We start from the raw sequence: 20,313 nt of genomic DNA, 5'->3' as shown, positions 1-20,313 counted from the left end.
ACCCCCACACGATGCGACCAGTCATCAGCAAACACAGATCCACTTAACTCATCGACACATAAGCTGCGCTACATGGCATCGGGACATGGCAGCACCTCGCTTCAGCTCTACCTCGTCGGCATCGGTGAGGTCCTGCGCAACAATCGCCTGATCGTTCCCCAGTTCCAGCGCTCGTACTGCTGGAAGGTGGAGCAGGAGGTCCTCGACTACTGGACCGACCTGAGCCGGGCGATCAACGGCGGGGCGAAGGAGGAGTACTTCTTCGGCACGATCGTGATCACCCAGGACGGCGACGGGACTCGGAAGCGGATCATCGACGGCCAGCAACGGCTGGTCACCTCCTCTCTCCTGATCGCTGCCATCCGCGACGAGCTGCGAGCCCTGGAGGGGAACCTGCTCAAGGCGGACGACTCCCAGGCTGTGGGCATCAGCCGCACCTTCCTGGCCAGCAAGGCATGGAACGACAGGTACGCGGAGTCGCACCTCAAGCTCAACGAGAGCGACAGCCCCGACTTCCTCGGGATCACCACTGAGACCGCGCTCCCGGGGAAACCCACAAGGACCGACTCCGACATCGTCAAGGCGTACCGGTTCTTCCGGGAAAAGGTCTCGCAGTTCCGCAGCCTGCATGGGATGGACGCAGCCAACGTCCTCGAGAAATGGGTTAGCTACATCCAGCACCGGGCGCAGCTCGCCGTGGTCGAGACCCCGACCGAGGCAGACGCCTACGTGATCTTCGAGACTCTCAACAACCGAGGCGCCGACCTGACCACCGCGGACCTCCTGAAGAACCACCTCTTCGGAGCCGCCGGTGAGCAGCAGAACCTCAACGCAGTGCGGAACAACTGGCACCAGTCACTCGGGACGCTCCAGCTCGGGGCCGCCGATGCGAAGTTCACCAAGTTCCTGCGTCACTACTGGAGCTCGAAGGTCGGCAAGATCACCGAGCGCGATCTCTACGCGGAGATGCGCAAGGAGGTGACCCTCCGACAGGAGGCGCTGCTCTTCTCGGAGAACCTTCTGTCAGCCGCACACACCTCCACCGCGCTCTCCAACCCGGAGAGCGACTTCTGGGCGACCAAGTGCAGCGGCAACGGTCACCGTCCCGCTCTCGACACGCTCGCCATGTTCGGCCTGGTTCCCAACAAGATCCTCCTGCTGGCGGCAGTCGAGCACTTCCACTCCCACGAGCTCGAGAAGCTCCTCCGGGCCATGGTGAACTGGTCAGTGCGCGGCATGATTATGAGCATGATGAACCGCGGCCGCTTTGAGGACCAGTACTCTCAGATCGCGGTCGCCATCCGGAAGGGCGAGGTCACCACCACCGCGCAGGTCCGACTGCGCGTCGAAGACCTCATCCCCTCCGACACCGACTTCAGGGAGCAGTTCGCGCTCGCCACCGTCGGAAGAAGTGACTCCAAGCTTGCCCGGTACTACCTGAGCGCCTTGGAGACGACAAGGCGAAAGGAGTCCCAGCCCGAGTTTGTCCCCAACAGCAACCCGAGCCAGGTCAACCTGGAGCACGTGTTCCCGCAGAACGCCAAGGAAGCCGACTGGGAAGACTTCATCGAGGAGAGCGGGGACAAGCAGGACGCCGCCAGCTGGGTCTACCGCATTGGCAACATGGTGCTCCTGCAGACTGGAGTGAACTCTAAGATCGGGAACAAGTCGTTTGCCGAAAAGGTCGAGGTCTTCAAGGCGTCGGGCTTCGAGCTGACCAGAAAGATCAGCGAGAAGAGCGCGTGGACCCCGGACAGCATCCGACTTCGGCAGACCGTCCTTGCCGGGCTCGCTGTCAAGACCTGGCCGCGCTGACGCAGGGCACACCAGTGGTGGCAGCTGAATGGATTCCGGCTGCCACCCTGCCCTGGAAAAGAGGCTTTACCAGTCCAGATCAGCGCTGGCGAGGATGTCGCCAACGTCGTCCTTCTCTTCCTCCGGCGGCGTCCTAAGTCCCTCGAGGACGAGGTTCGAAATGATCGTGTCCAGGTCCTGGTCGGACTGACGATTTATAAGGGTCTGCAGGTGGGACAAGCCGGCGTTCGCGTACTCCTCGAAAATGAGGACCCGCTCGGGCTGGCGGTCCGCACTGAGGATCTTCGGGTCGTCGGGGCACTCGACGGCTCCAAGCATGTCGAGAAGCACCTCCCCGTAGTCCCGGCTCTCCATGAGCGCGAGGCGGATCGGCTCGTCGGCCTCGTTCAACGGCTGGCGCTCACCTCGGCGGCGGCCGAGCAGCGCGGCGAACATCATCGCTTCAACCATGGTCGCAAACGTCCCGGTCTTTCTGTCGGTGAGCTTACCGAGCAGATCCTCATGCTCTTGGGGACGGCGAAATCGGTCCGAGTAGGCCATCAGAAGGTCACCTTCTCCAAAACAGTGTGCTCAAAGTCGCCGTGTGACACGTACGGAACCTCCCGGTTGTTGATCACGATCATCTCTTCGTCCGCCGACCGGTTCGGTGTGTAAGAGCGCAGTACGTACATCTGATTGGCAGCCTGCTGGAGGTTCTCCAGAACCTTGCCCCGCGCCTGCGACTGCGAGAGCAGGGTGATGATCTGGGAGGTCAGCGCCGGCAGGGCCTTGGAGATCTCTTCCTGGTAAGTCAGGTCGAGGCTGCCGAAGGGGGCATCCATGACGACCGGGTAGACACCGCCGCTGCCGGTCTCGATGGTCACCTCCCCCTTGTTCTTCTTTCGAGCACTGATGTTCCTGGCAACCTCCGAGACAGCGCCGACGAAGCTGAGGCCGAGGATCTGGTTCTCGCCGGTGGAGCGGATGGCCACTCCGCTCGCGGTGTGCAGCTCCAGCTCGAAGTCGTCGTTCAGTTCGGGTACGTAGCTCTTAATGAAGATCCGGGAGAAGACCGCCTTGACTTTCTTGTCGAGCTGGTCGCGGACTTCCTCGGTCTTGATCTCGAGGATCTCCTTCAGCGCGGCACGCACCTTCTCGACGAGCTCGACCTGCTTCTGAACCTTGCGAGCCTTCTCGCTCTTGCCCTCAGCATTCCGGTACTGACGGGCTGTAGCCTCCGCCTCCTGCTTGATCGCGGCGACCTTGTTCTCGGCCTCCTTGTACGCGACGCGGGCGTCAGTCTCCTTGGAGACATAGTTCTTGCGGCGCTCGATGAGGCGCTGAACATCCTGGATGTCCACCCCCTCCAGCTGCCGAACGACATCGGAACGCTCCGCTTCCAGCTCGCTGATCTCAGCGTCCGCCTTCTGCAAGTCGGAAGCATTGAGGGTGAGCTGCTCCAGGAGCTCCTGGCGCCTCTCCTCCAGGTTCTTCATCTTGCCGCTGACCCGCATCCAGCTCTCCTGGACGTCCTCGAGGCCAGCGTTGTACTTGCGCTTGTCCAGCTCCTCGTACTCCGGGGTCCCTTCGCGGACCTCACGACCGCACATGCACAGGTGGGCTTCGAGGATGTCCTCGATGAAGCTGCGCTGGATTCCTGCGGGCAGCTGGCGGCGCTCGCGCATCTCGTCCGCGAGCTCAATCACCTTGGTATCGATGCCGTTGGTAAGGGCCAGGAAGCCGTGCCGCGACAGCAGCTCGCGCTTGCGGCTCTTGTACTCCGCGTGCCGGTCATGCGCGGTCTTGATCCGGCGGGTCAGTGAGTCCCGCTTCTTCTGGAGCGGCTCCGCCTCCCTGTTCTGGAGCAGGGCGCGGTCAATGGACTGGACTTCCTTCTGGAAGGCACTGATCTCTTCGGAGAGGCGCAGCATATCTGCTACCTCTTCCTTCTCGCGGGTGGCGAGGTGGCCCATTTGGTCGGACAGCTGCTTCAGCCTCCTGTCCTCCTTGGAGTCGATCTCGCTGGCGAGCTTTCGGGAGACCTTCGGCAGGTCCTCCAGAGCACGCTCGATGGCCTCCAGATCCAGAAGCGTCTTGATGGCCTTCTGCACCTCCTGGTTCTTGCCTTCGCCTTCCCGCTTCTCGTCGCCGGAGAACATCTTCTCCATGCGCTCACCGTTGAAGAAGAAGAACTGGCGCAGGCCCTGGGGAAGGATCTTCTCAATCCGGTCCTGGCCGTTGTGGATGCTCTGGGCTTCGCCGTCCGTCCCAATCTCTGTGACCGTCAAAACAGGCTTGACGGACTCCTGCTCCTCTTTCTCCTTGGTGACGGTCACCTGCCGGACCGCGGAAAACCGGGTCCCGTCGTGCTCGAAGTCCAGCCGCACCGAGGCCGTGATGTCCTCCCCGAACGCCGTGTCCGCCCATGCCTTGTCGTGAATGACGCGGTGCTGCTGCTCCACGTCGTCCGAAAAGGTGCCGTAGAGGGCCCAGGCAAACGCGTTGAGCAAGGTGGTCTTGCCGGCACCGTTGTTTCCGAAGATGAGGACGGCGGGCTTGCCATCCTCCACGGATAGGTCGAGGACCTGCTCGCCGTAGAAGGCACGGAAGTTCTTCAGCGTCAGTTTGAGCAGCTTCACTTGGTCAGCTCCCTCACGGTCTCGATAATCTTCGGGACGACCTTGCTTGTCTCCCTGATGTGGATATTCTCGTTCTCCAGGTTGATGACCTTCTGGACGAGGATCCTGGCTTCCCGCGGCAGCTCGTTTAGGACGTCACGCACCGTTCGTGCAGGAGGCTGGCCGGCTGTTTCGTCGCTCACGGGTGTGACTCCTGGTTGTTGAGGTAGCGGGTACGGAAGGAATGGGGACTTGCAATGGGGTCTCAGGTGTCGAAGAGGCCGTAGCGCTCGCGTACGGGGCGGAGGACATTGAGGGTGTCCCCCTCGTTATCCGCGAGGTAGGCGAACTCTTCGACGCGGGCCAGCTCGCGGCGGAGCAAGCTGCGTTCGGTCTCGTACTGGATCGCGTCCCCGCCTGCGGGAGGCACGACGACGAAGTCGATGATGTCCGCGCGCTCCTTGCCGGGCGCCTTGCGCAGGACGCGACCGCGGCGCTGGATGAACTGGCGGGGGTTGGAGGAGCTAGACAGGAGGTAGGCGGTCCGGGAGGCCGGGACGTCCACGCCTTCGTCCAGGCAGCGCATGGAAGAGATGACCTGGAGGTCGTTGTTCTCGAAACGGCGCAGGATGTCCAAACGGGCGGAACGCTTCGTCTCCGAGGTGTAACGGGCAGCGGGCATGTGCAGCTCGTTGCCGACCATCTCCATGACCTGGTCGATCTGGCGCGGGCCGTCGGTACCTTGCTCGAAGAGAAGCGGGTGCTTGCCCTCAGCGCAGTAGATCAGCTGGTGGCTGGTGTCCCAGCGCTTCTCGATCTCCGCGTGGAGGATCTCCAGCTTGCCGCGGGCGTGGCCGATGATATCGGCGCGCTTCTTCAGGAGTCGGCCCAGCGGGCTGTCCCGGTCGGCGGTCTCCTTCAAATCCGTGCCAGCCGCGATCAGGCGGGCGATCTTCGCGCTGGTCTCTGCGTACAGCTCGGCTTCTTCGTCGTCCAGCTCCACGAGGAGAGGCGTGTAGGTGTAGCGGCACAGGGCACCGCGGTGGATGGCTTCGCCGATGCCCATCTCGAAGACGACTCGGTCGAAGTAGTCGGTGAGGGCGTCGGTGCCCTCCTCATCGAACCAGCGCTCCGGGGTGGCGGAGAGACCGAGGCGGTACTGGGCCTTCTCCGGGAGGCGGGTACGCAGGTGCGCGGCGCCTAGGTTGTGGGCCTCGTCCGCAATGAGGAGGAGGTGCCCCCGGTAGGAGCCGAGCAGGGTCTGGAAAGCATCGCCGCCGAAGGTGGCGTTGGTGGTAACGATGACGCCGCCACGGCTACCTCCTAAGGCGATGCTCTGGAGCAGGTTGTGGGCGCGCGGGGACCATTTACTGGTCGACTCGTAGGCGCGCAGCGGTGTCACGCCGAACCACTCGACGTCCTTGGCCCACTGGTCGACCAGATGCTGGTACGGGGCCACAACGACAGTGAGGAGCGAGGCGAACGCGTCGTTCTGTCGCAGGAGCGTGCCGAGCTGGGAGGCGGCGGAGAGTGCGGTCAGGGTCTTGCCTGTGCCTGTGGCCATACGGAGGATGCCTCGGCACTGATTGCGGAACCAGTTCTGGACGGCTTCCTTCTGGTAGTCGCGGACCTTCAGGCTGGGCGGGATCGCCAGGGTGCCGGGCAGAGGCAGCGGCGTGGTGCGGATGGGGGTTCCGCCGGTCGGCAGGTCGTCCAACTCATACTGGTCGGCGGTGGCCAGTGCGCTGCGCTCGACAATCACCTTGGCGGCCTCGGTGAATGGGATGACGCGCAGCATCTGCGTGCGGTTCTCCCAGAGATCATCGAAGTCTTTGCTTATGCGCGCGGCTCGACGTGTGTCGCCCGGGTCCCAGCTCCGGTAGACCTCGATCGCCTCGAAGTTGCCGACGAGACCGGAGCGGGTCTCGTTGGCGCTGCCCTTGAAGGCGATGACGTCTCGACCGTCCCGGAAGACACCGATCTTCTCGTGGTACATGCCGACGCGGCCCCGTTCTTCGACGTATGCCAGCTTGAAGTCGACTCGGTTCTCGGCTACCAGTCGTCCGAGCTTGCCGAGGCTGCGGGCTGCCCGCGCGTCCTCGACCGCTTGCTCCAGGTCGCGGAGGGCAGCGCGCTGGAGGACCTCGCGCAGCGCGTAGCCGTTCTCGATGTCCTTGATGTCGGCCGGATCGAGGTAGGGGGAGGCAATGATCCGCATGGTGCCGCCGCGTGCGGTGAACTCGTCGATTCCCTGCCCGAGTGTGGCGACCACGGACGCGGCGAAGTAGCCCACGGCCCGATCGTAGGTGGTGGAGGCGGCGAGGGCAGGCAAGTAGAAGTCCTCGACCAGGTTGTTACGGTCGCTGCGGTAGTCGGACTCCGCGCCGCAGTCGCGGAGGAAAGGGGAAGCCGCCATCAGATCAACCCCAGGTGGTCCATGAGGTCGTCCACGTCGGGGGCCTCGTCGACGGGGCGGGGCTGCTGCTCGGCCGACGCGTCGGTCTCAGAGGTGCGGGCTGCGGGGACAGCTGCTTCCTCGGAGCCCAGGTCTTCCCCTATACGGCGGACGACCCCTCCGCGTGCGGTGAATGGCGCAATGGACATGGCGGCCCGCAGGCTGGACTCCTTGATGTCGAAGTCTCGGCGAAGAAGCGCCACGACCTTGTCTGCCTCGACCTGGCCGCCGTGGGCATCGACCAGGTCAGAGATCAGTTCCTTGATCGGCTTGTACACCGGGAGGTGCCACTCAGCCAGCGCCCACTGGTTCCGCTGGCTCCGGCTGAAGCGGGCGTCCCCTTCGATCTGCTGCCGGAGATAATGGATCCCGATGGCGACGTCCGTGCGCTCCTTCAGCTCCTCGACAGTCAGCGGGGCGTCCGCCTCGCGCAAGGCGGCCTCCACCTTGTCGAGGCGCTCACGCTCACGCTGAAGCCCGCCGCGCGAGCCGGCGCCGCCGGCAGCCTCGGTGATCGAGGCGGGCGCTGCGTCTTCTCGGGAGGAAAGCCCCTGGGCCGGGATCGCTGCAGCGGAGGGTGCAGTCGTGTAGGAACCGGCTTGGAGGCACCAGGCTCCCCTGGCCGTGATCGCGAAGCGCGCATCCGTGAAGAGCGCCTCTGTCACTTCTCCATGTGGCACGACTCCGTCCAATGCCCCCTCGATGAGCGAGGTGCTCATGCCCTCAGCGCAGCCTTCGAGGAGCTGCGCGATGAGGTCTCCGGGCGACGCCTCCAGACCCGCTTCGCCGGCATCCGCCAGCGCGCCTGCAAACGGAATGGACCCGTCACTCTCTGCTTCCCTTTTTTTGACTTCCTCGGCCGCACTCGAAGGGCTATCACCCTCCGTAGCACTTTGCTCCGCCGAGCCCCCTTCGCCCTGCACTACTCGACGCCGCTCGGAATCGGTGGAGCGATTCTGCACAACCCAGCCCTCACTCGCCGTGAAGGTGGCGTCGCGGAGCATGCGCGAGACCACTCCAAGCTCCCCGTCCGCCTCCTCCGCCTCACCAAGAAGGTTACCGAGAGTAAGATTGCTCTCGCCGTTCATATTTACTAGCAGGAGGGCGGACAGCTGCTCGACCAGCTCGGACAGCCCGCCGGAGACGACAGCGGTCTCAATCGGCTTGGGCTTGGAGCGAGTCAACGAGATCTGGTTGCCCTCACAGTCAAGACCGCACTGGATCAGCCACCGACGCAGGGTGTCGAGATCGCTCGGGACAGGCACCTGGCGTGCATCGAGAAGAGCGGAGGCTGTCGACAGGCTCATCACCTCACCGACATCAAGATCAAGGGCTCTCACCGCGGCGGCGGCACACTCTTCCAGATCATCCATGAAGATCCACTGTCCGGTCGGGGACGCGGAGGTGGTCGCATCCAGCCAGCGCATGCCGGTGAACAGGCGGAGGACGGTGAGCCTGTCCCCAATATTCTCGCCAAGCCAGGCGTGGCGGTCCAGAAGCGAACTGACGAGGCAAGGTTTCCGCAGGTCAAGCTCGGCGTGCTCTATCCAGGCACAGAGAATCGAATCCCCCTCGACACTGCGGTTGAACTCGTCCATGAGGAAGTTTCGGCACTGCCGCGCAGTCTCCCGAAGAAGGGCATGCTGGGAAGCAAGTTCACCCAGCGGAACTGGAGCCTCTGCGCAGAAGTGCTGCAGGACGAGGTCCCGGTTGAAGCTGCTGAGCCCCTTGTACCAACGGTCAAACGCGTTCATGGCCTTCAGAGGTAGGAGGGGACGATAGTCAGCGCGGTGGGAGCAGTTCCTCATCACACGCGGCGATCGGGTGGCCGATCATCACACGCTAAAAGGCGTCATTGGGTTGTTCGTTCCAGCACACCCCTCTCTCCTGGTAGACCAGCGACAGCACTGATGCCAACGGTACGGGCGACGCCTTAAATTGACCCATGGTTCCCTGAACTGCAGTAGACGCGGACGGCGGCCGCGGTCCTACAGCCTCACGCCCGCCTCAGGGCGGTTGCAAGTTCCGGGATCGCGTAGATCGTCCGTGCCCGGCGGGAGTTGACGTGGCAACAGCACAGGCACGAGACCGGTGATCACCAGGGTGTCTATGCCAGCTGATCACATTGAGGTCCCGTGCCTGCCGCTCCATCCTCCCCGATCCCTGCCGTCCTGGCGAAACTGGGCCCCCTCCACCAGCACGACACCGGCCGCCTGCGCGCCCACCTCCGGCGCGTACCCGACCCGCGTTCGCGTCGCGGGCGGTGGTATCCCCTGGCCGGCTTGCTGCTGATCTGCGCCTGCGCAGTCGTCTCCGGCGCCCGGACCATCACCGAGATCACCGAGTGGGGACAGCGCGCCACCACCACGGTGCTGGAACAACTCGGCATCCGCCGCCACCTGCCCGGACGTCGACGCGCGCCGTCCCATGCCACCCTCACCCGGCTCCTGGCCGCCCTCGACGGCGATGCCCTGGACGCCGTGATCGGCGCCTACCTGGCCGAACACGACCACACCGGCGTCGGCACCACCGGCCCGGCGCCGCGGCCGGCGATCGCGGTGGACGGCAAGGCGCTGTCCGGCTCCGCGCACCGACAGCAGCGCCACCGGCACCTGCTGTCCGCCGTCACCCACGCCCCCACCGTCACCCTGGCCCAGCAGGATGTGGGGGCCAAGACCAACGAGACGGCCGCCTTCCGCCCGCTGCTGGAACCACTCGATCTGACCGGCGCCGTGGTCACCTTCGACGCCCTGCACAGCGTCAAGGACCAGGTCCGCTGGCTGGTGCAGGAGAAGAAAGCCCACTACATCGCGGTGATCAAGGGAAACCAGCCGACCGCGTCGGCCCAGGTCAAGGCCCTGCCATGGGAGCAGGTACCCGTGGCGCACAGCGTCTCCGGGACCGGGCACGGGCGGCGGGAGTCCCGCTCGGTCAAGACCATGGCCATCGCGGCGAACCTGGGCGGCATCGCCTTCCCGGAAGCGCGGCTGGCCCTGCGCATCCACCGGCGCCGCCAGGAGAGCGGCAAGCGGCAGACCCGGGAGACGGTCTACGCCGTCACCAGCCTCGATACCCACCAGGCCAGCCCTGCTGACCTGGGCGGATACGTGCGCGGGCACTGGGGAATCGAAAATTCCAGCCACCACGTCAGAGATGTGGTGTTCGCCGAGGACGCCTCCACCGTCCACACCGGCAGCGCGCCGCGGGCGATGGCCGCTTTGCGGAACCTGGCCATCGGCAGGCTGCGACTGCTGGGAGCGGACAACATCGCCAAGACAACCCGAGCGATCCGGGACGCACCCGAACACGCCGTCTGGATCTGGGGCATCACCGACAGCCCGCTCCTACCGGGAACTTGAAGCCGCCCTGATCAACTCCTGGAACACGACAGCGAAACCGTTCACCTGGACAGCGACCACCGGCGAGGTCCTCGCGAAGGTCCGACTCGTAGCAACCAATGTGAAGAAACTCGTCAATAACAACTCGAACTGACATGAACAGGATCACGAGACACTAGTCACTCACGCCCCGCGGTCACAGCTCGCGTAGGGCGGTGAGAACCTGCCCCATCACGAGCGGGGTGACTTCCGGACCACCGGCGGACGGGCCGGTGATTGCTTCCTTGGGTTGCGTCGGCACCTCGGCCCAGACGGTCTTTCCTGGAGGAGACGGCTCGGGGTAGTAGCCCCAGCGGTTGGCCATGGTCTGGGTCAGGAGCAGTCCTCGGCCACCGGTGGCGTGGCCGTCGCTCGCTCGGGGCGTAGGTGGCCGCGGATCGCGGTCGCTGACCCCGATGAGGACGCCGGGCATCACCTGGCAGTTCCCGGCAGGGGTCATCAAGCCTGGAGGCAAGGCAGAGACCACCACGGTGCGCGAGACGCTGGACGAGACAGGGGTCCACCCGGCAGCCTGCGCCACTTGCGGCAACGACCGGGTCCTGGTCGCCCTGACGCCCGAAGGCCAAGACATATGCGGGACTTGTACGGGCACGGAGGGTCTCGACTTCCTCTGCCGCAGCTGCGGCCGGGCGGGCCACATCCACACCGACGGGATCTGCGCCCGCTGCGTCATCGGCGAGCGCGCCCGCGAGCTGTTCGCCGGTCCGGACGGCACGCTGCCCGAGCAACTCCAGCCACTCGTCGACGCACTCACGAACGCTCCCCGGCCGCTATCCGTCCCCCTCTGGCTTCGCGATCGGCCCAGTGCGGCGCTCCTGGCACAACTCGCCACCGAGCAAACCGATATCACCCACGAGGTGGTGGACGACCTGCCACAAGACGCAGCCACCCGCTACATCCGCGAGGTGCTGGTATCCACTGGAATCCTGCCCCACCGCCAGGAAACCCTCGCCCGCCTTCAGCTCTGGGTCAGGGACACCGTGCGAAAACTCCCGCCGCACCAGCTGCGGATCATCCGTCCGTTCGCCGAGTGGTGCGTGGTCCGCGACGCCAGACGCCGCGCGACGCGCGGCCGTTACACGACGGAAGCTGCTGCCGCCGATCGCAGAGACATCACGGTGGCCACCGAGTTCCTGACCTGGCTGGACGCGCGCGACATCGAGTTGAGCGCCACCACCCAGGAGGACATGGACCTCTGGCTGACGAGCTACCCCACCCGCAGCCGGGCACTGGCGACGTTCATCCGGTGGACCACCGCCCGCGGCCTCACCGGCAAGCTCGTGCTGCCGTCTCGCCGAGCGGCGCTCCCCGCCAGCTTCCTCCCTGATGAGGAGTACCAGGCGCAACTCCGGCGATGCCTCAACGACGAGTCCCTGCCCCTGGAAGTACGGATCACCGGTGCGCTCGTCCGGCTCTACGCCCTGCCGATCACCCGGATCCTCGCACTCACGACTGACCGCTTCCACCAGAACGATGCCGACTCCGCCTACCTCACCATCGACCGCAACCCCGTCCTTCTGCCTCCCAAGCTGGCGCGGCTCATCGAAGAACAGATCAGCCGGCCAGCCGGCGACTCGATGTTCCGCCAGCCCTTGCCCGACACACCACGCTTCCTGTTTCCTGGCCGACCGGCGAGCAGGCCCCTGAGTTCAAGCAGGCTCCAAAACCTCATGAATCAGAACGACCTGCCCAGCCTCTCAGCCCGCAACACGGCCATGATCGAAGCGGTCAGCGTGTTGCCGCCCATCGTCGTCAGCGATCTGTTCGGTGTCACAACCAGCAGTGCGTACCGCTGGGCTCAGTACGCACAGAACAGCTGGGCCGACTACCTCGCCGTTTGTCAGCCCGACGAGAGGTGAACGGTGCCGCTCCCCCGCTTCTCCAAGGACCGGGCGGCCGACGTAGGGAGCCGGACCGCACGGTGACGACCCGTCGGTCCGGCAGTCGCGGTCCTGATTGTGCTCACGGTCCGTGTGCGGTGACTCTTCCGTCGGCCGTCACCTCGTAGACGGCGATGCCCAGCCTCTCGCGGACGTGCTCCGGCACGCGGAGGGCGTGCCAAAGACCTGATGTTGGGACGACGAGCGCATACCGCACGCTCACGCTGGGTGGTGCGGTCATCCGGCGCAGGAGCTGCCCGTAAGCGATGTCGGCGTCGATGTCAGGCTGGCTCGTGTGCCCTTTCGCTTCGGCGATGATGCGTTCGCCGTCCCGTTCTGCTTCAAGGTCGGTGTGCCGGTCGGTGGGCGGCACGACGGTCCAGCCGGCGTCGGTGAGCCAGGTGCGGAACGCATCGACGACCCGGTCCTCGTCTCTGGGCCAGGCCTGAAGCACGGGTGTAAGGAGCGCACCGATCGCCACCAGATCCGCCTGCCGGTCTCGGCGATGCAGGCGGCCCCGTGCGTCGGCGTCGAGGTCATCTGGGCGGATGACCGCGAGGCGAAGCTTGTGCGCGGGAATCTCGCTGTCCCGGCGTGCGTCGTAGAGGGCCCGCTGCTCGCCGCGATGGACGCCGCTGACGGTCAACCGGTCCGGTTTGTCGAAGAACGGGACCGACTCATCGTGCTGGCGCTCCCGGTACTCCACCACAAGCTTGCGCTGCGGCCAGTAACCATCGACGGGCAGCTTGACGCGGCGCCCGTCAGCGCCGGGGTCGCCGCGTAGCCAGCCGAAGCGGTGCTGCCGCTGCGCGACCTCACCGAGATACTCGTCGCAGAGGTCGAGGACATATGCCTCATCACTTTCGGATCTCCCACCCATGACACAGCATCCTGCCAGGCACCCCTGACAAGCCGCCTCCTTTGGGCGCTCGGCCTGGTCGCCCGGGGCGCCGCTGTAGTACTGGGTACCGGTTCGAGGTCTTCCGTGCCCCGTTCGACGCGAGCGTGATCCCGGTATGGCGGCGGTCCTCGCTATGCTCGGGTGCGGTTTGAACCAACCATCGCAGCCTGGTCGGAGGACTTGACTTGATGTCGACGCCTATTGCGCTGGTCGCCGTTGTCGCTATCGCAATGCTTGTCTCCGCGTGGCTGCTCTGGAGATTCTCGCGAAGCACCACCACCGCCTCGGGCGGGCACACCACACCAAGCGCCACGGCAGTGGTTGAAGTTCGCCCCGAGTTCCCTCCAGCAGGGCTTCTGGTCCCCGAGGACGTTCTCCGATCCGTCGGCTCGACGTCCGCCGCGATCTGGGATGCGCTCGAAGCCGCAGCGACGCCAGTCGCTGTCGAGTACTACCCGGTCAGCGAGCCGGAGGTCGCGAAGTTCCGGACTGTGCCAGTGAACGCGGCGGCTCAGCAGGCAATGGCCGGGATCGTGGAGGCCCTCAACCCAAAGAGCCCGACGTTGTTCCGGGTGGTGCTGCCAAAGGGTGCAGAGCTCGTCAAGGCCGTCGGAACTTCCGGGTTCAGAGGGTTTTCTCGCAGCGGCGGCAAGACAGCACATGCCGTTCTGAAGCCTGTCGCTGCTGGAGGAGCAGTCGCGGCAGGTTGGCCGGTGCTGGCCGTCGCCGGAACTGTCCTTGCGGTGGACATGGTGGCTCAACGTGAACAGCGGGCGCACCAACGCCGAGTTGAAGCCATCCTGGGCCGCCAGGAGGAACGTCACTACATCGAACGGATCAAGGATCAGCGGTCGGCCGATGCTCAGTTGTCCCGCGCGATCAGCCTGATGCTTGACGGCCGCAATCCAAATCTTGAGCTCGCCCTAAATCGTGCGGACGACGAGTTCTATCGCTCTCAGCAGTTCTTGGAGAAGCACCGCGGCGTCATCGACGAGCTGGTGGACGACGACGGCAAGGTCGACTATCGCCGCTTGGAGGAGACTCTTGGCGGCAGGGAGAAGGAGACTGACCACTTCATCCGGGAGCTTCACTTGGCGCGAGCGGCGATTGCGATACGACGCAAGGCAATGGTTGCCGACGCGGCATCGCTAGCGCTCGCGGATCCCACCAATCCTTACGCTGCACTGCGGAAGTTCGTGGAGTCGCAGGTTCATCAGTTGGAGGACGCTGATGCGGTCGCGACCGAACTGACCGAACGCCTCACCCAGGTTGAGCTCAAGGGCCGTTGGCACGACTCCGACAAGTCACTGGCGGCGCGACAAGAGCGGCTCCGCGACCAAGTCTCCCCGCCCAGAATCGATGGCGACACCGAGATTCGCTACCTCATGACGTCTTCCGGCGAAATCCTCCAAGTCCTTCCGCCAGCCGAAGACGAGCCCTTGCAGCTCGCGCAGGACGAGTAGAGAAATCACCGTCTTCCGGCCGATGCTCGCCCCACTCGACCTGACCGACATCAGAGATCCCCTGAACGACGCCGCCCTGCCTGGTCACCAACCATCGATCGCGCCGGAATGCTCGCCACCCCGGAGGCCCGCTGGGGAATAGCGCGCGCATGGAACACTGCCTCTTCCCCAGTCCACCACGATCGCGTGGCCGTGCAGCGGCTGCCCGAGCGGATCGACCTGGTGCGCTACCGGGTCTTCGAGGGCGGCCTGTTGAGCCTGCTGCTCGTCGACTCCTCGCCCGGTTCGCCGAACGTCGTTTCGCCCCGGCGGAGCCGGGAGCGGGATGCGGCGGTTGGCAGTGCGCCGTTGGCACCGGTGGCTCCTTCGCCGGCGGGTGCCGGACTCGTCCCGGAGTGCTTGCGGGACCTGTACGCGGAGCTGGACGACGCGCTCACGGCGTGGGGCGAGGTCGAGGTGGCGCCGCTGTGGCACTACATCGCTTACCGGCGGCTGGTGAACGTCGCGTCGGTGATCTTCCGTCCGAAGCACGAGGCGATCCTGGTCTATCTCAGAGTCGACCCGGACACGGTCGCGCTGGAGGAGGGTTTCACCTGGGACATGCGCGGCGTCGGGCACCTGGGGACCGGGGACCTGGAGGTGCGTCTCGTTTCGGCGGCCGACCTGGAGAAGGCGGCGCCGCTGATCCGGCGGGCGTTCGAGGCGGCCTGACGCAACGAGAAGGGCGGCTGGCGCATCGGTTACTCGATGCTCCAGCCGCCCTTTGGCGTCCGCGGCCTGCCGGCCCCGGGTCCTTCGCTCTCATGATCACGCCTCCGGTCCGGCCAGGGAGAAGTCGTCCTTCGTCAGCTCGGCGCGGAGCCGCTGCTCGGCGACGTCGGCGTAGTGCGAGGACAGCTCGACGCCCACGAAGCGACGCCCCTCGCGAAGAGCCGCGACGCCCGTGGAGCCGCTGCCGGTGAACGGGTCGAGGACGGTGCCGCCTTCGGGGCAGATCTGTACAAGTTGCTGCATGATCTCGACAGGCTTCTGGGTGATGTGTACCCGGTCCTTGCGCGGCTGGGAGGCGATGAAGTGGCCGGGGAGGTATAGGTCCCGGCTCTTGGCCAGGCTGCCCTTGACCCCCCAGGTGATGAACTCGGCGGACTGCTTGAAGCCGCCCTTGCGGGGCCGGCTGGCGGGCTTGATCCACGGGATCGTGCCGCTCCAGGTCCACCCCGCCATCTGCAGGGCGTCGGACGTGGTCGGCTCCTGGCGCCAGTCGGAGAAGACGACGGCGACCGCATGCTCGGTCGAGGCCCGGTACGACTCCGTCAGCAGCTCGGTCAGCCAGGAACGGTACGAGCGCTGATCGCGGTTCTCCCCAGGGAAGTTGGCGAGGTCGTGCGCCGAGTTGCTGGTGACGTACTTGGCCCGCGCGGTGCGACCGGTGCGGTCCGAACTGGTCCGTCCGCCGGAGTTGTACGGCGGGTCGGTGATCACGGCGTTGACGCTCTCGTCCGGGAGGGTCTTCAGCACGGTCAGGGCGTCGCCTCGGTGCAGCGTGTAGCTCATGTGGTGGGCCTCTTTCAGGGCACAGCGGGTCTGGGCCCGCACCGGACGGCACTCAACCGAGTTCATCTCGGGCGGGGTTGTGCCGGAGGTTAGCGGCGATCTTCGGCCGGGCCTAACGAGGTGGACCGCGCTGTGGGCCTGGGTTCGCGAGTCGTTTGGTGCGGCCGGAATCCCGGTCTACTGTCTCGCCGTGTCACCGGGCCGGAGCCTCGCTGCACCCCCGTTGACCTGCGCTTATCCGTGTTGTCTCCTCCGAACGAGCTGCGGGTATGGCACATCGTCCCTTGTTCCGCACGCCGTCAGGAGCCCCGGTGTACTGCCTGAGATTACGAGCGCGGTCGGCGGCCGCGCGTGACCTGAGACCGGTGTCCGGGAGCTATCAACTCCCCCGGCCCGGCCCCGCCTAGCGGCGGATGCACATCGGCGCGGTGCCGACGGCTTTGCACGAGAAGTCGGCACCGCGCCTCCTACGAACACCGAGGAGCCGCTGCGATGCAGCATGCCCTGATACGCCCGCGCCCCGATCCGCCGCCGTCACCCGGCCGGCACCGCCGCCTCGGTGAACGGTGGTGGCGGTGAAGAAGACCACCGGGGCCGTCGTCGGTCTCTTCGCTTCCGGTCCGCTGCTGCTGGCCGTTCCGGTCCTCGCCATCGGAGCCTCCGACGCCTTCGCGTCCTGTTCGACCGGCGGCACACAGGCTGTGGATACCGCAGCGGTGGCCACTCAGGTCAAGGCCATCCTGGACGGTGGCAAGGGAAGTTCGGTCTCCGTTCCGGGGCTGGTTGATCCGGCCGAGCAGGTGCCCAACGCCAAAACGATTCAGGCGACCGGCGTCGCGATGAACATTCCGGCCCGGGGGCAGGTCGTGGCCCTGGCCACTGCTCTGCAGGAGAGCGGGCTGCGGAACCTGACCTACGGTGACCGCGATTCGCTAGGGCTGTTCCAGCAGCGCCCGTCGCAGGGCTGGGGAACGGCGAACCAGATCCTCGACCCGGTGCGCACCTCGACCAAGTTCTACGAGGGGCTGAAGAAGGTTTCCGGCTGGCAGTCCCTGTCCGTCACCCAGGCTGCCCAGGCGGTGCAGCGGTCGGGTTTCCCGGAGGCTTACGCCAAGTGGGAGCCTCTGGCCACCGCCTTGCAGCAGGCCATCGAGCCCCTGCTGCAGAAGGCTGGCGCCCCGTCACCTACCCCCTCGGCGTCCGGCTCGGCCAGCGTCGGCAGCCTTTCACCCGGTACCGCGGGCGGCTGCACGACGGACGGGGACGGAACCGACTTCGGGACCATCCCGGCGGGCGCGGTGCCGGATGGGTACGAGATCCCGGCCACCGCTTCACGAGAGGTCCAGACGGCAATCCGCTGGGCGCTCGGGCAGCTCGACACTCCGTATCAGTGGGGCGGGAGCTGCACCGACTCCCACGGTAAGGATCCGATGGGCCGGTGCGACTGTTCCTCTCTGATGCAGCAGGCGTACAAGGCCGCCGGGGTCGCCCTGACGCGGACGACGTACACGCAGGTCAAGGAGGGCAAAGCCGTGTCGGTCGACGCTCTCGAGCCGGGTGACCTCCTCTTCACCGAGGGGACGGCCAGTACCCCTGAGCACGTCGGCATGTTCATCGGCCAGGGCCTGATCATCCACGCTCCGCACACCGGTGACGTGGTCCGCATCACGACCCTCGCGTCCTGGAAGTCGCAGGTTCTCGCGACCCGCCGAGTCGTCTGACCGGCACCTCCCCTCCCCCTTCTCTCGCACTGCCGCTCCGCTCTCTCGGGCTTCAGCGTGCACCAAATCGAACTGGAGTTCTTGATGTATCTCGCCGACAAAGTCGTTCAGCTTGCCTACGACCCCGGGATCAAGCCGAACGAGGGCGGGTTGCCGGGCCTGGCTGTCCTCAAGCAGGTGATGGGCTCCATCAACCTGTTCGGCATCATCGCCGTGGTCGGCGCTCTTGCCGTCAGCGCGGGCGTGTGGGCCTGGGGCCACCACTCGGGCGGCCACCAGGCCGAGGCCAACGGTAAGAAGGGTGTGCTGGTCAGTGCTGGTGCGGCCCTGCTGCTGGGTGCCGCGAACGGCGTGGTGGCGTTCTTCAGCACACTGGGGTCCCAGGTCCAGTGATGGCTTCCCGCTCCTCGAACCCCGGCGGCGCCTCCCTCGTGCGCCGCCGGGCGCTGCTCGGCACCGCCGTCCTGGTGGTGCTCGTCGCCCTCGCCGGCCTGGCCGCCTACCTCACCCGCGACGGCAGGGGGCCCACCGAGTCCGCCGCACGGCCGTCGAGTTTGGCGGCTCCCTCTTCCTCGGCGGTTTCGCCGTCCGGGTCGCCCTCGCCGAACGCACACTCCGTCGCCCTCCCGGTGCCGCCGAACACGCAAGACCCGGTCATGTTCGGGAAGGCAGCCGTCGAAGCTCTGTGGTCCTACGACACCCGCGCGTACTCCCAGGCGGAGCTGCTGTCCGCTCTGCACGGGTGGTTGACCACCGAGGCCGAGTACGCCGATTCGGCCTCGGTCGACAAGGTCGTCCCCTCGCCCGTGTTGTGGAAGGAGATGGCCGCCAACGGCCAGTTCGCCACCGCCAAGGTGAACGAGGGGCACTTCCCGAACGCGTTCACCCAGGCCCTGCAGGCGAATCCCGGCGCGATCACGCAGGCGTACATCTACGCCGTCACGGTCTCCGGCAAGCAGTCGATCGCCTGGAAGGGTTCGCCCGCCGGTGGTGCAGAGAGCCGTGTGGCCACCCTCGCCGTCCAGTGCCGTCCCGACCAGCCCTGCGCCCTGGTCGGCGTCCTGCCATCCGTCGCGCCCTGACTCTTCACGTAAGTAAGGAGGTATCACCATGGGAGTCTGCGACTTCCCTTTGATGGACAAGGTGTGCGGCGCCGTCGACTTCGCCGCCAACCCCGCCGGGGCTGTCACCGACGGCATCGGGGCGTGGATCGCGAAGTCGTCCGGAGAGCTGGCCGCCAGCGCAGCCGATCTCGCCGCCAAGGCCGTCAACGCGACGACCGCCATCGATCTCAACGCCACGTGGTTCAGGGACAACTACGAACTGCTGCTGCCCATCGGGCTCGCGCTGACCGTCGGAACGTTCTGCATCCAGCTGATGCTCGCGGCCTGGCGACGGGACGAACGCGCCCTGGCTCTGGCCGCGGTCGGCACCATGACCGGCGTCCTGTTCAGCTTCTGCGCCATCGCCTTCACCTCTGTCGCCATCACCGTGGTCGACGCCTTGTCCGACGACCTGTTCCAAGCAGCCAACACCTCCGTCGACGATGCGATCCGCCGCGTGGTGAAGGTCAACCTGCTGGGGGCGATGTACGGCCTGGGCTGGGGAGTGTCGGCCTTGGTCGCCCTCGGGTGCGCGATCGGCGCGTTCCTGTACTGGGGGGTGATGGTCGCCCGCAAGGTCGGTGTCCTGGTCATGGTCGCCCTCGCCGTCTTCGCCGGAGCCGGCGGAGGCTGGGAGGTCGCCAAGCGTTGGCGGCGTGGCTGGATCGAGGCCACCGCCACCCTGGTCGTCTCGAAACTCCTGATGACCGTGGTCTTTCTCATCGGGGTCTCGGCGATGGGCAAGTCGGATGCCAGCGACGGCATGGCCGCGCTGTCCGACGCTATGGCCGGCATTGTCGTCATGGTCCTGGTCCTGCTGTGCCCGTACGCGACGTACAAGTTCGTCCACTGGGCCAGCGACGGCGGTGGCCACGACGACCTGCACCGCACGGGCGTCGCTGGCATGGCGGTCGCCGCAGGGGCGGCGAAGACCGCGGGCACCCTGGCGATGCGGGCCGGTAGCGGCGCCGGCGCTCCCGCCCCTCAGGGCCCGAGCAGGGTTCCCGGCGCAGGCACCGACGGTGTCGTCTCCGGCATCGACCCCTCGGGCGGCAACCTCAGCAAGGAGGGGATCGACGGCGGTCCGTCCAAGCCGCAGACCCACTTCCGCGTACCGCCGCTCATCACCCGGCCCGGTGAAGGCGAAACCGGCGGTGTCGAAGGGGTCACCTCAGGTGGTCAGGTGACTGCTGTGTCGGCCCCAAGCAGCAGCATGGCCGACGCGGGGGCTGCGCCGCCCGTCAGCACTGCCCCTGATGGCGGAGGCGTCCCTGCCGCATCGCCGCCGCTCTCTTCCGGGCCGTCGGCCACCGGTTCCCCGACGCCGGCGAGCTGGGTCTACCCCAGCCAGCCGCCTTCGAGGTCCTGACCCACCACAGCCGGGGGCGGGCTGTACTCACAGCCCGCCCCCGTACCCCGCGCCGCC

At 66.2% G+C, this 20,313-nt stretch carries 16 protein-coding genes and 1 pseudogene; 9 read left to right on the top strand and 8 right to left on the bottom strand.

Annotated features, from left to right (window positions below; translation table 11 throughout):
* Positions 1 to 72: 72 nt before the first annotated feature.
* A complete protein-coding gene (locus AB0I23_RS26530) occupies positions 73 to 1,815 on the top strand; it encodes a DUF262 domain-containing protein (RefSeq protein WP_359112898.1) in 1,743 nt (580 codons plus the stop codon).
* Positions 1,816 to 1,881: 66 nt separating this feature from the next.
* Here the strand turns inward: AB0I23_RS26530 and AB0I23_RS26525 are convergent, their stop codons facing one another.
* The 5 genes from AB0I23_RS26525 to AB0I23_RS26505 form a co-directional block, all read right to left on the bottom strand.
* Positions 1,882 to 2,355, bottom strand: coding sequence for a DNA phosphorothioation-associated protein 4 (locus AB0I23_RS26525; RefSeq protein ID WP_359112896.1), 474 nt, complete (start codon positions 2,353 to 2,355; stop codon positions 1,882 to 1,884).
* The gene (locus tag AB0I23_RS26520; protein WP_359112894.1) at positions 2,355 to 4,433 is read right to left on the bottom strand and encodes an AAA family ATPase; all 2,079 of its coding nucleotides are present in this window, start codon (positions 4,431 to 4,433) and stop codon (positions 2,355 to 2,357) included. The genes AB0I23_RS26525 and AB0I23_RS26520 overlap by 1 nt, the downstream gene beginning before the upstream one ends.
* Complete coding sequence (locus AB0I23_RS26515) at positions 4,430 to 4,615, bottom strand: hypothetical protein (protein WP_359112892.1); 186 nt, start codon at positions 4,613 to 4,615, stop codon at positions 4,430 to 4,432. The genes AB0I23_RS26520 and AB0I23_RS26515 overlap by 4 nt, the downstream gene beginning before the upstream one ends.
* Positions 4,616 to 4,677: 62 nt before the next feature.
* Entirely contained in the window at positions 4,678 to 6,828 is a 2,151-nt protein-coding gene (locus AB0I23_RS26510; protein WP_359112890.1) for a DEAD/DEAH box helicase family protein, read from the bottom strand.
* The gene (locus AB0I23_RS26505) at positions 6,828 to 8,621 is read right to left on the bottom strand and encodes a hypothetical protein (protein ID WP_359112888.1); all 1,794 of its coding nucleotides are present in this window, start codon (positions 8,619 to 8,621) and stop codon (positions 6,828 to 6,830) included. Before AB0I23_RS26505 ends, AB0I23_RS26510 begins: the two co-directional genes overlap by 1 nt.
* 381 nt (positions 8,622 to 9,002) lie before the next feature.
* Between AB0I23_RS26505 and AB0I23_RS26500 the strand changes: the two genes are divergently transcribed.
* A complete protein-coding gene (locus AB0I23_RS26500) occupies positions 9,003 to 10,226 on the top strand; it encodes an ISAs1 family transposase (RefSeq protein ID WP_359112886.1) in 1,224 nt (407 codons plus the stop codon).
* A 175-nt stretch (positions 10,227 to 10,401) separates the two neighbouring features.
* On the opposite strand, the gene AB0I23_RS41775 is transcribed toward AB0I23_RS26500, so the two are convergent.
* Positions 10,402 to 10,677: an ATP-binding protein gene (locus tag AB0I23_RS41775; RefSeq protein ID WP_436847001.1), complete on the bottom strand. Its 276-nt coding sequence runs from the start codon at positions 10,675 to 10,677 to the stop codon at positions 10,402 to 10,404.
* Between AB0I23_RS41775 and AB0I23_RS26490 the strand changes: the two are divergent.
* Positions 10,673 to 10,795 (top strand): annotated as a pseudogene (locus tag AB0I23_RS26490) (NUDIX domain-containing protein); the annotation flags it as partial. The gene AB0I23_RS41775 and the pseudogene AB0I23_RS26490 sit on opposite strands and share 5 nt — an antisense overlap.
* Before the next feature lie 1,432 nt (positions 10,796 to 12,227).
* Here AB0I23_RS26490 and AB0I23_RS26485 read toward each other — a convergent pair.
* Positions 12,228 to 13,025 (bottom strand): hypothetical protein, encoded by a 798-nt coding sequence (locus AB0I23_RS26485; protein WP_359112883.1) that lies wholly within the window; start codon positions 13,023 to 13,025, stop codon positions 12,228 to 12,230.
* 209 nt (positions 13,026 to 13,234) lie between these two features.
* Here AB0I23_RS26485 and AB0I23_RS26480 point away from each other — a divergent pair, with 209 nt between their 5' ends.
* Positions 13,235 to 14,509 carry a hypothetical protein gene (locus tag AB0I23_RS26480; protein ID WP_359112881.1) on the top strand — a complete coding sequence of 425 codons (1,275 nt, stop codon included), beginning with the start codon at positions 13,235 to 13,237 and terminating at the stop codon, positions 14,507 to 14,509.
* Between the two features lie 186 nt (positions 14,510 to 14,695).
* Positions 14,696 to 15,220 (top strand): DUF5655 domain-containing protein, encoded by a 525-nt coding sequence (locus tag AB0I23_RS26475; protein WP_359112880.1) that lies wholly within the window; start codon positions 14,696 to 14,698, stop codon positions 15,218 to 15,220.
* Positions 15,221 to 15,316: 96 nt separating this feature from the next.
* Here AB0I23_RS26475 and AB0I23_RS26470 read toward each other — a convergent pair whose 3' ends face one another.
* Entirely contained in the window at positions 15,317 to 16,063 is a 747-nt protein-coding gene (locus AB0I23_RS26470; RefSeq protein ID WP_359112878.1) for a DNA-methyltransferase, read from the bottom strand.
* Between the two features lie 575 nt (positions 16,064 to 16,638).
* On the opposite strand from AB0I23_RS26470, the gene AB0I23_RS26465 reads away from it, so the two are divergent.
* The 4 genes from AB0I23_RS26465 to AB0I23_RS26450 all read left to right on the top strand — a co-directional run bounded on the left by AB0I23_RS26465 (position 16,639) and on the right by AB0I23_RS26450 (position 20,256).
* Entirely contained in the window at positions 16,639 to 17,784 is a 1,146-nt protein-coding gene (locus AB0I23_RS26465; protein ID WP_359112877.1) for a C40 family peptidase, read from the top strand.
* Positions 17,785 to 17,868: 84 nt separating this feature from the next.
* Positions 17,869 to 18,177: a DUF6112 family protein gene (locus AB0I23_RS26460; protein WP_359112916.1), complete on the top strand. Its 309-nt coding sequence runs from the start codon at positions 17,869 to 17,871 to the stop codon at positions 18,175 to 18,177.
* Positions 18,177 to 18,866 (top strand): hypothetical protein, encoded by a 690-nt coding sequence (locus AB0I23_RS26455; protein ID WP_359112875.1) that lies wholly within the window; start codon positions 18,177 to 18,179, stop codon positions 18,864 to 18,866. Before AB0I23_RS26460 ends, AB0I23_RS26455 begins: the two co-directional genes overlap by 1 nt.
* 28 nt (positions 18,867 to 18,894) lie before the next feature.
* Positions 18,895 to 20,256, top strand: a complete 1,362-nt coding sequence (locus tag AB0I23_RS26450) for an SCO6881 family protein (RefSeq protein WP_359112873.1) — start codon at positions 18,895 to 18,897, stop codon at positions 20,254 to 20,256.
* The last annotated feature ends 57 nt before the right edge of the window (positions 20,257 to 20,313 follow it).

The organism is Streptomyces atratus (assembly GCF_040655115.1).
Classification (GTDB): domain Bacteria; phylum Actinomycetota; class Actinomycetes; order Streptomycetales; family Streptomycetaceae; genus Streptomyces; species Streptomyces atratus_D.
This window is presented reverse-complemented; position numbering and strand designations above follow the sequence as displayed.

What these genes read in the sequence shown, in the direction of transcription:
- AB0I23_RS26455 (WP_359112875.1), top strand. Translation starts at nt 18,177, where the DNA reads ATGGCTTCCCGCTCCTCGAACCCCGGCGGCGCCTCCCTCGTGCGCCGC.
- AB0I23_RS26525 (WP_359112896.1), bottom strand. Translation starts at nt 2,355, where the DNA reads ATGGCCTACTCGGACCGATTTCGCCGTCCCCAAGAGCATGAGGATCTG.
- AB0I23_RS26485 (WP_359112883.1), bottom strand. Translation starts at nt 13,025, where the DNA reads ATGGGTGGGAGATCCGAAAGTGATGAGGCATATGTCCTCGACCTCTGC.
- AB0I23_RS26460 (WP_359112916.1), top strand. Translation starts at nt 17,869, where the DNA reads ATGTATCTCGCCGACAAAGTCGTTCAGCTTGCCTACGACCCCGGGATC.
- AB0I23_RS26470 (WP_359112878.1), bottom strand. Translation starts at nt 16,063, where the DNA reads ATGAGCTACACGCTGCACCGAGGCGACGCCCTGACCGTGCTGAAGACC.
- AB0I23_RS26510 (WP_359112890.1), bottom strand. Translation starts at nt 6,828, where the DNA reads ATGGCGGCTTCCCCTTTCCTCCGCGACTGCGGCGCGGAGTCCGACTAC.
- AB0I23_RS26530 (WP_359112898.1), top strand. Translation starts at nt 73, where the DNA reads ATGGCATCGGGACATGGCAGCACCTCGCTTCAGCTCTACCTCGTCGGC.
- AB0I23_RS26450 (WP_359112873.1), top strand. Translation starts at nt 18,895, where the DNA reads ATGGGAGTCTGCGACTTCCCTTTGATGGACAAGGTGTGCGGCGCCGTC.
- AB0I23_RS41775 (WP_436847001.1), bottom strand. Translation starts at nt 10,677, where the DNA reads ATGCCCGGCGTCCTCATCGGGGTCAGCGACCGCGATCCGCGGCCACCT.
- AB0I23_RS26505 (WP_359112888.1), bottom strand. Translation starts at nt 8,621, where the DNA reads ATGAACGCGTTTGACCGTTGGTACAAGGGGCTCAGCAGCTTCAACCGG.
- AB0I23_RS26480 (WP_359112881.1), top strand. Translation starts at nt 13,235, where the DNA reads ATGTCGACGCCTATTGCGCTGGTCGCCGTTGTCGCTATCGCAATGCTT.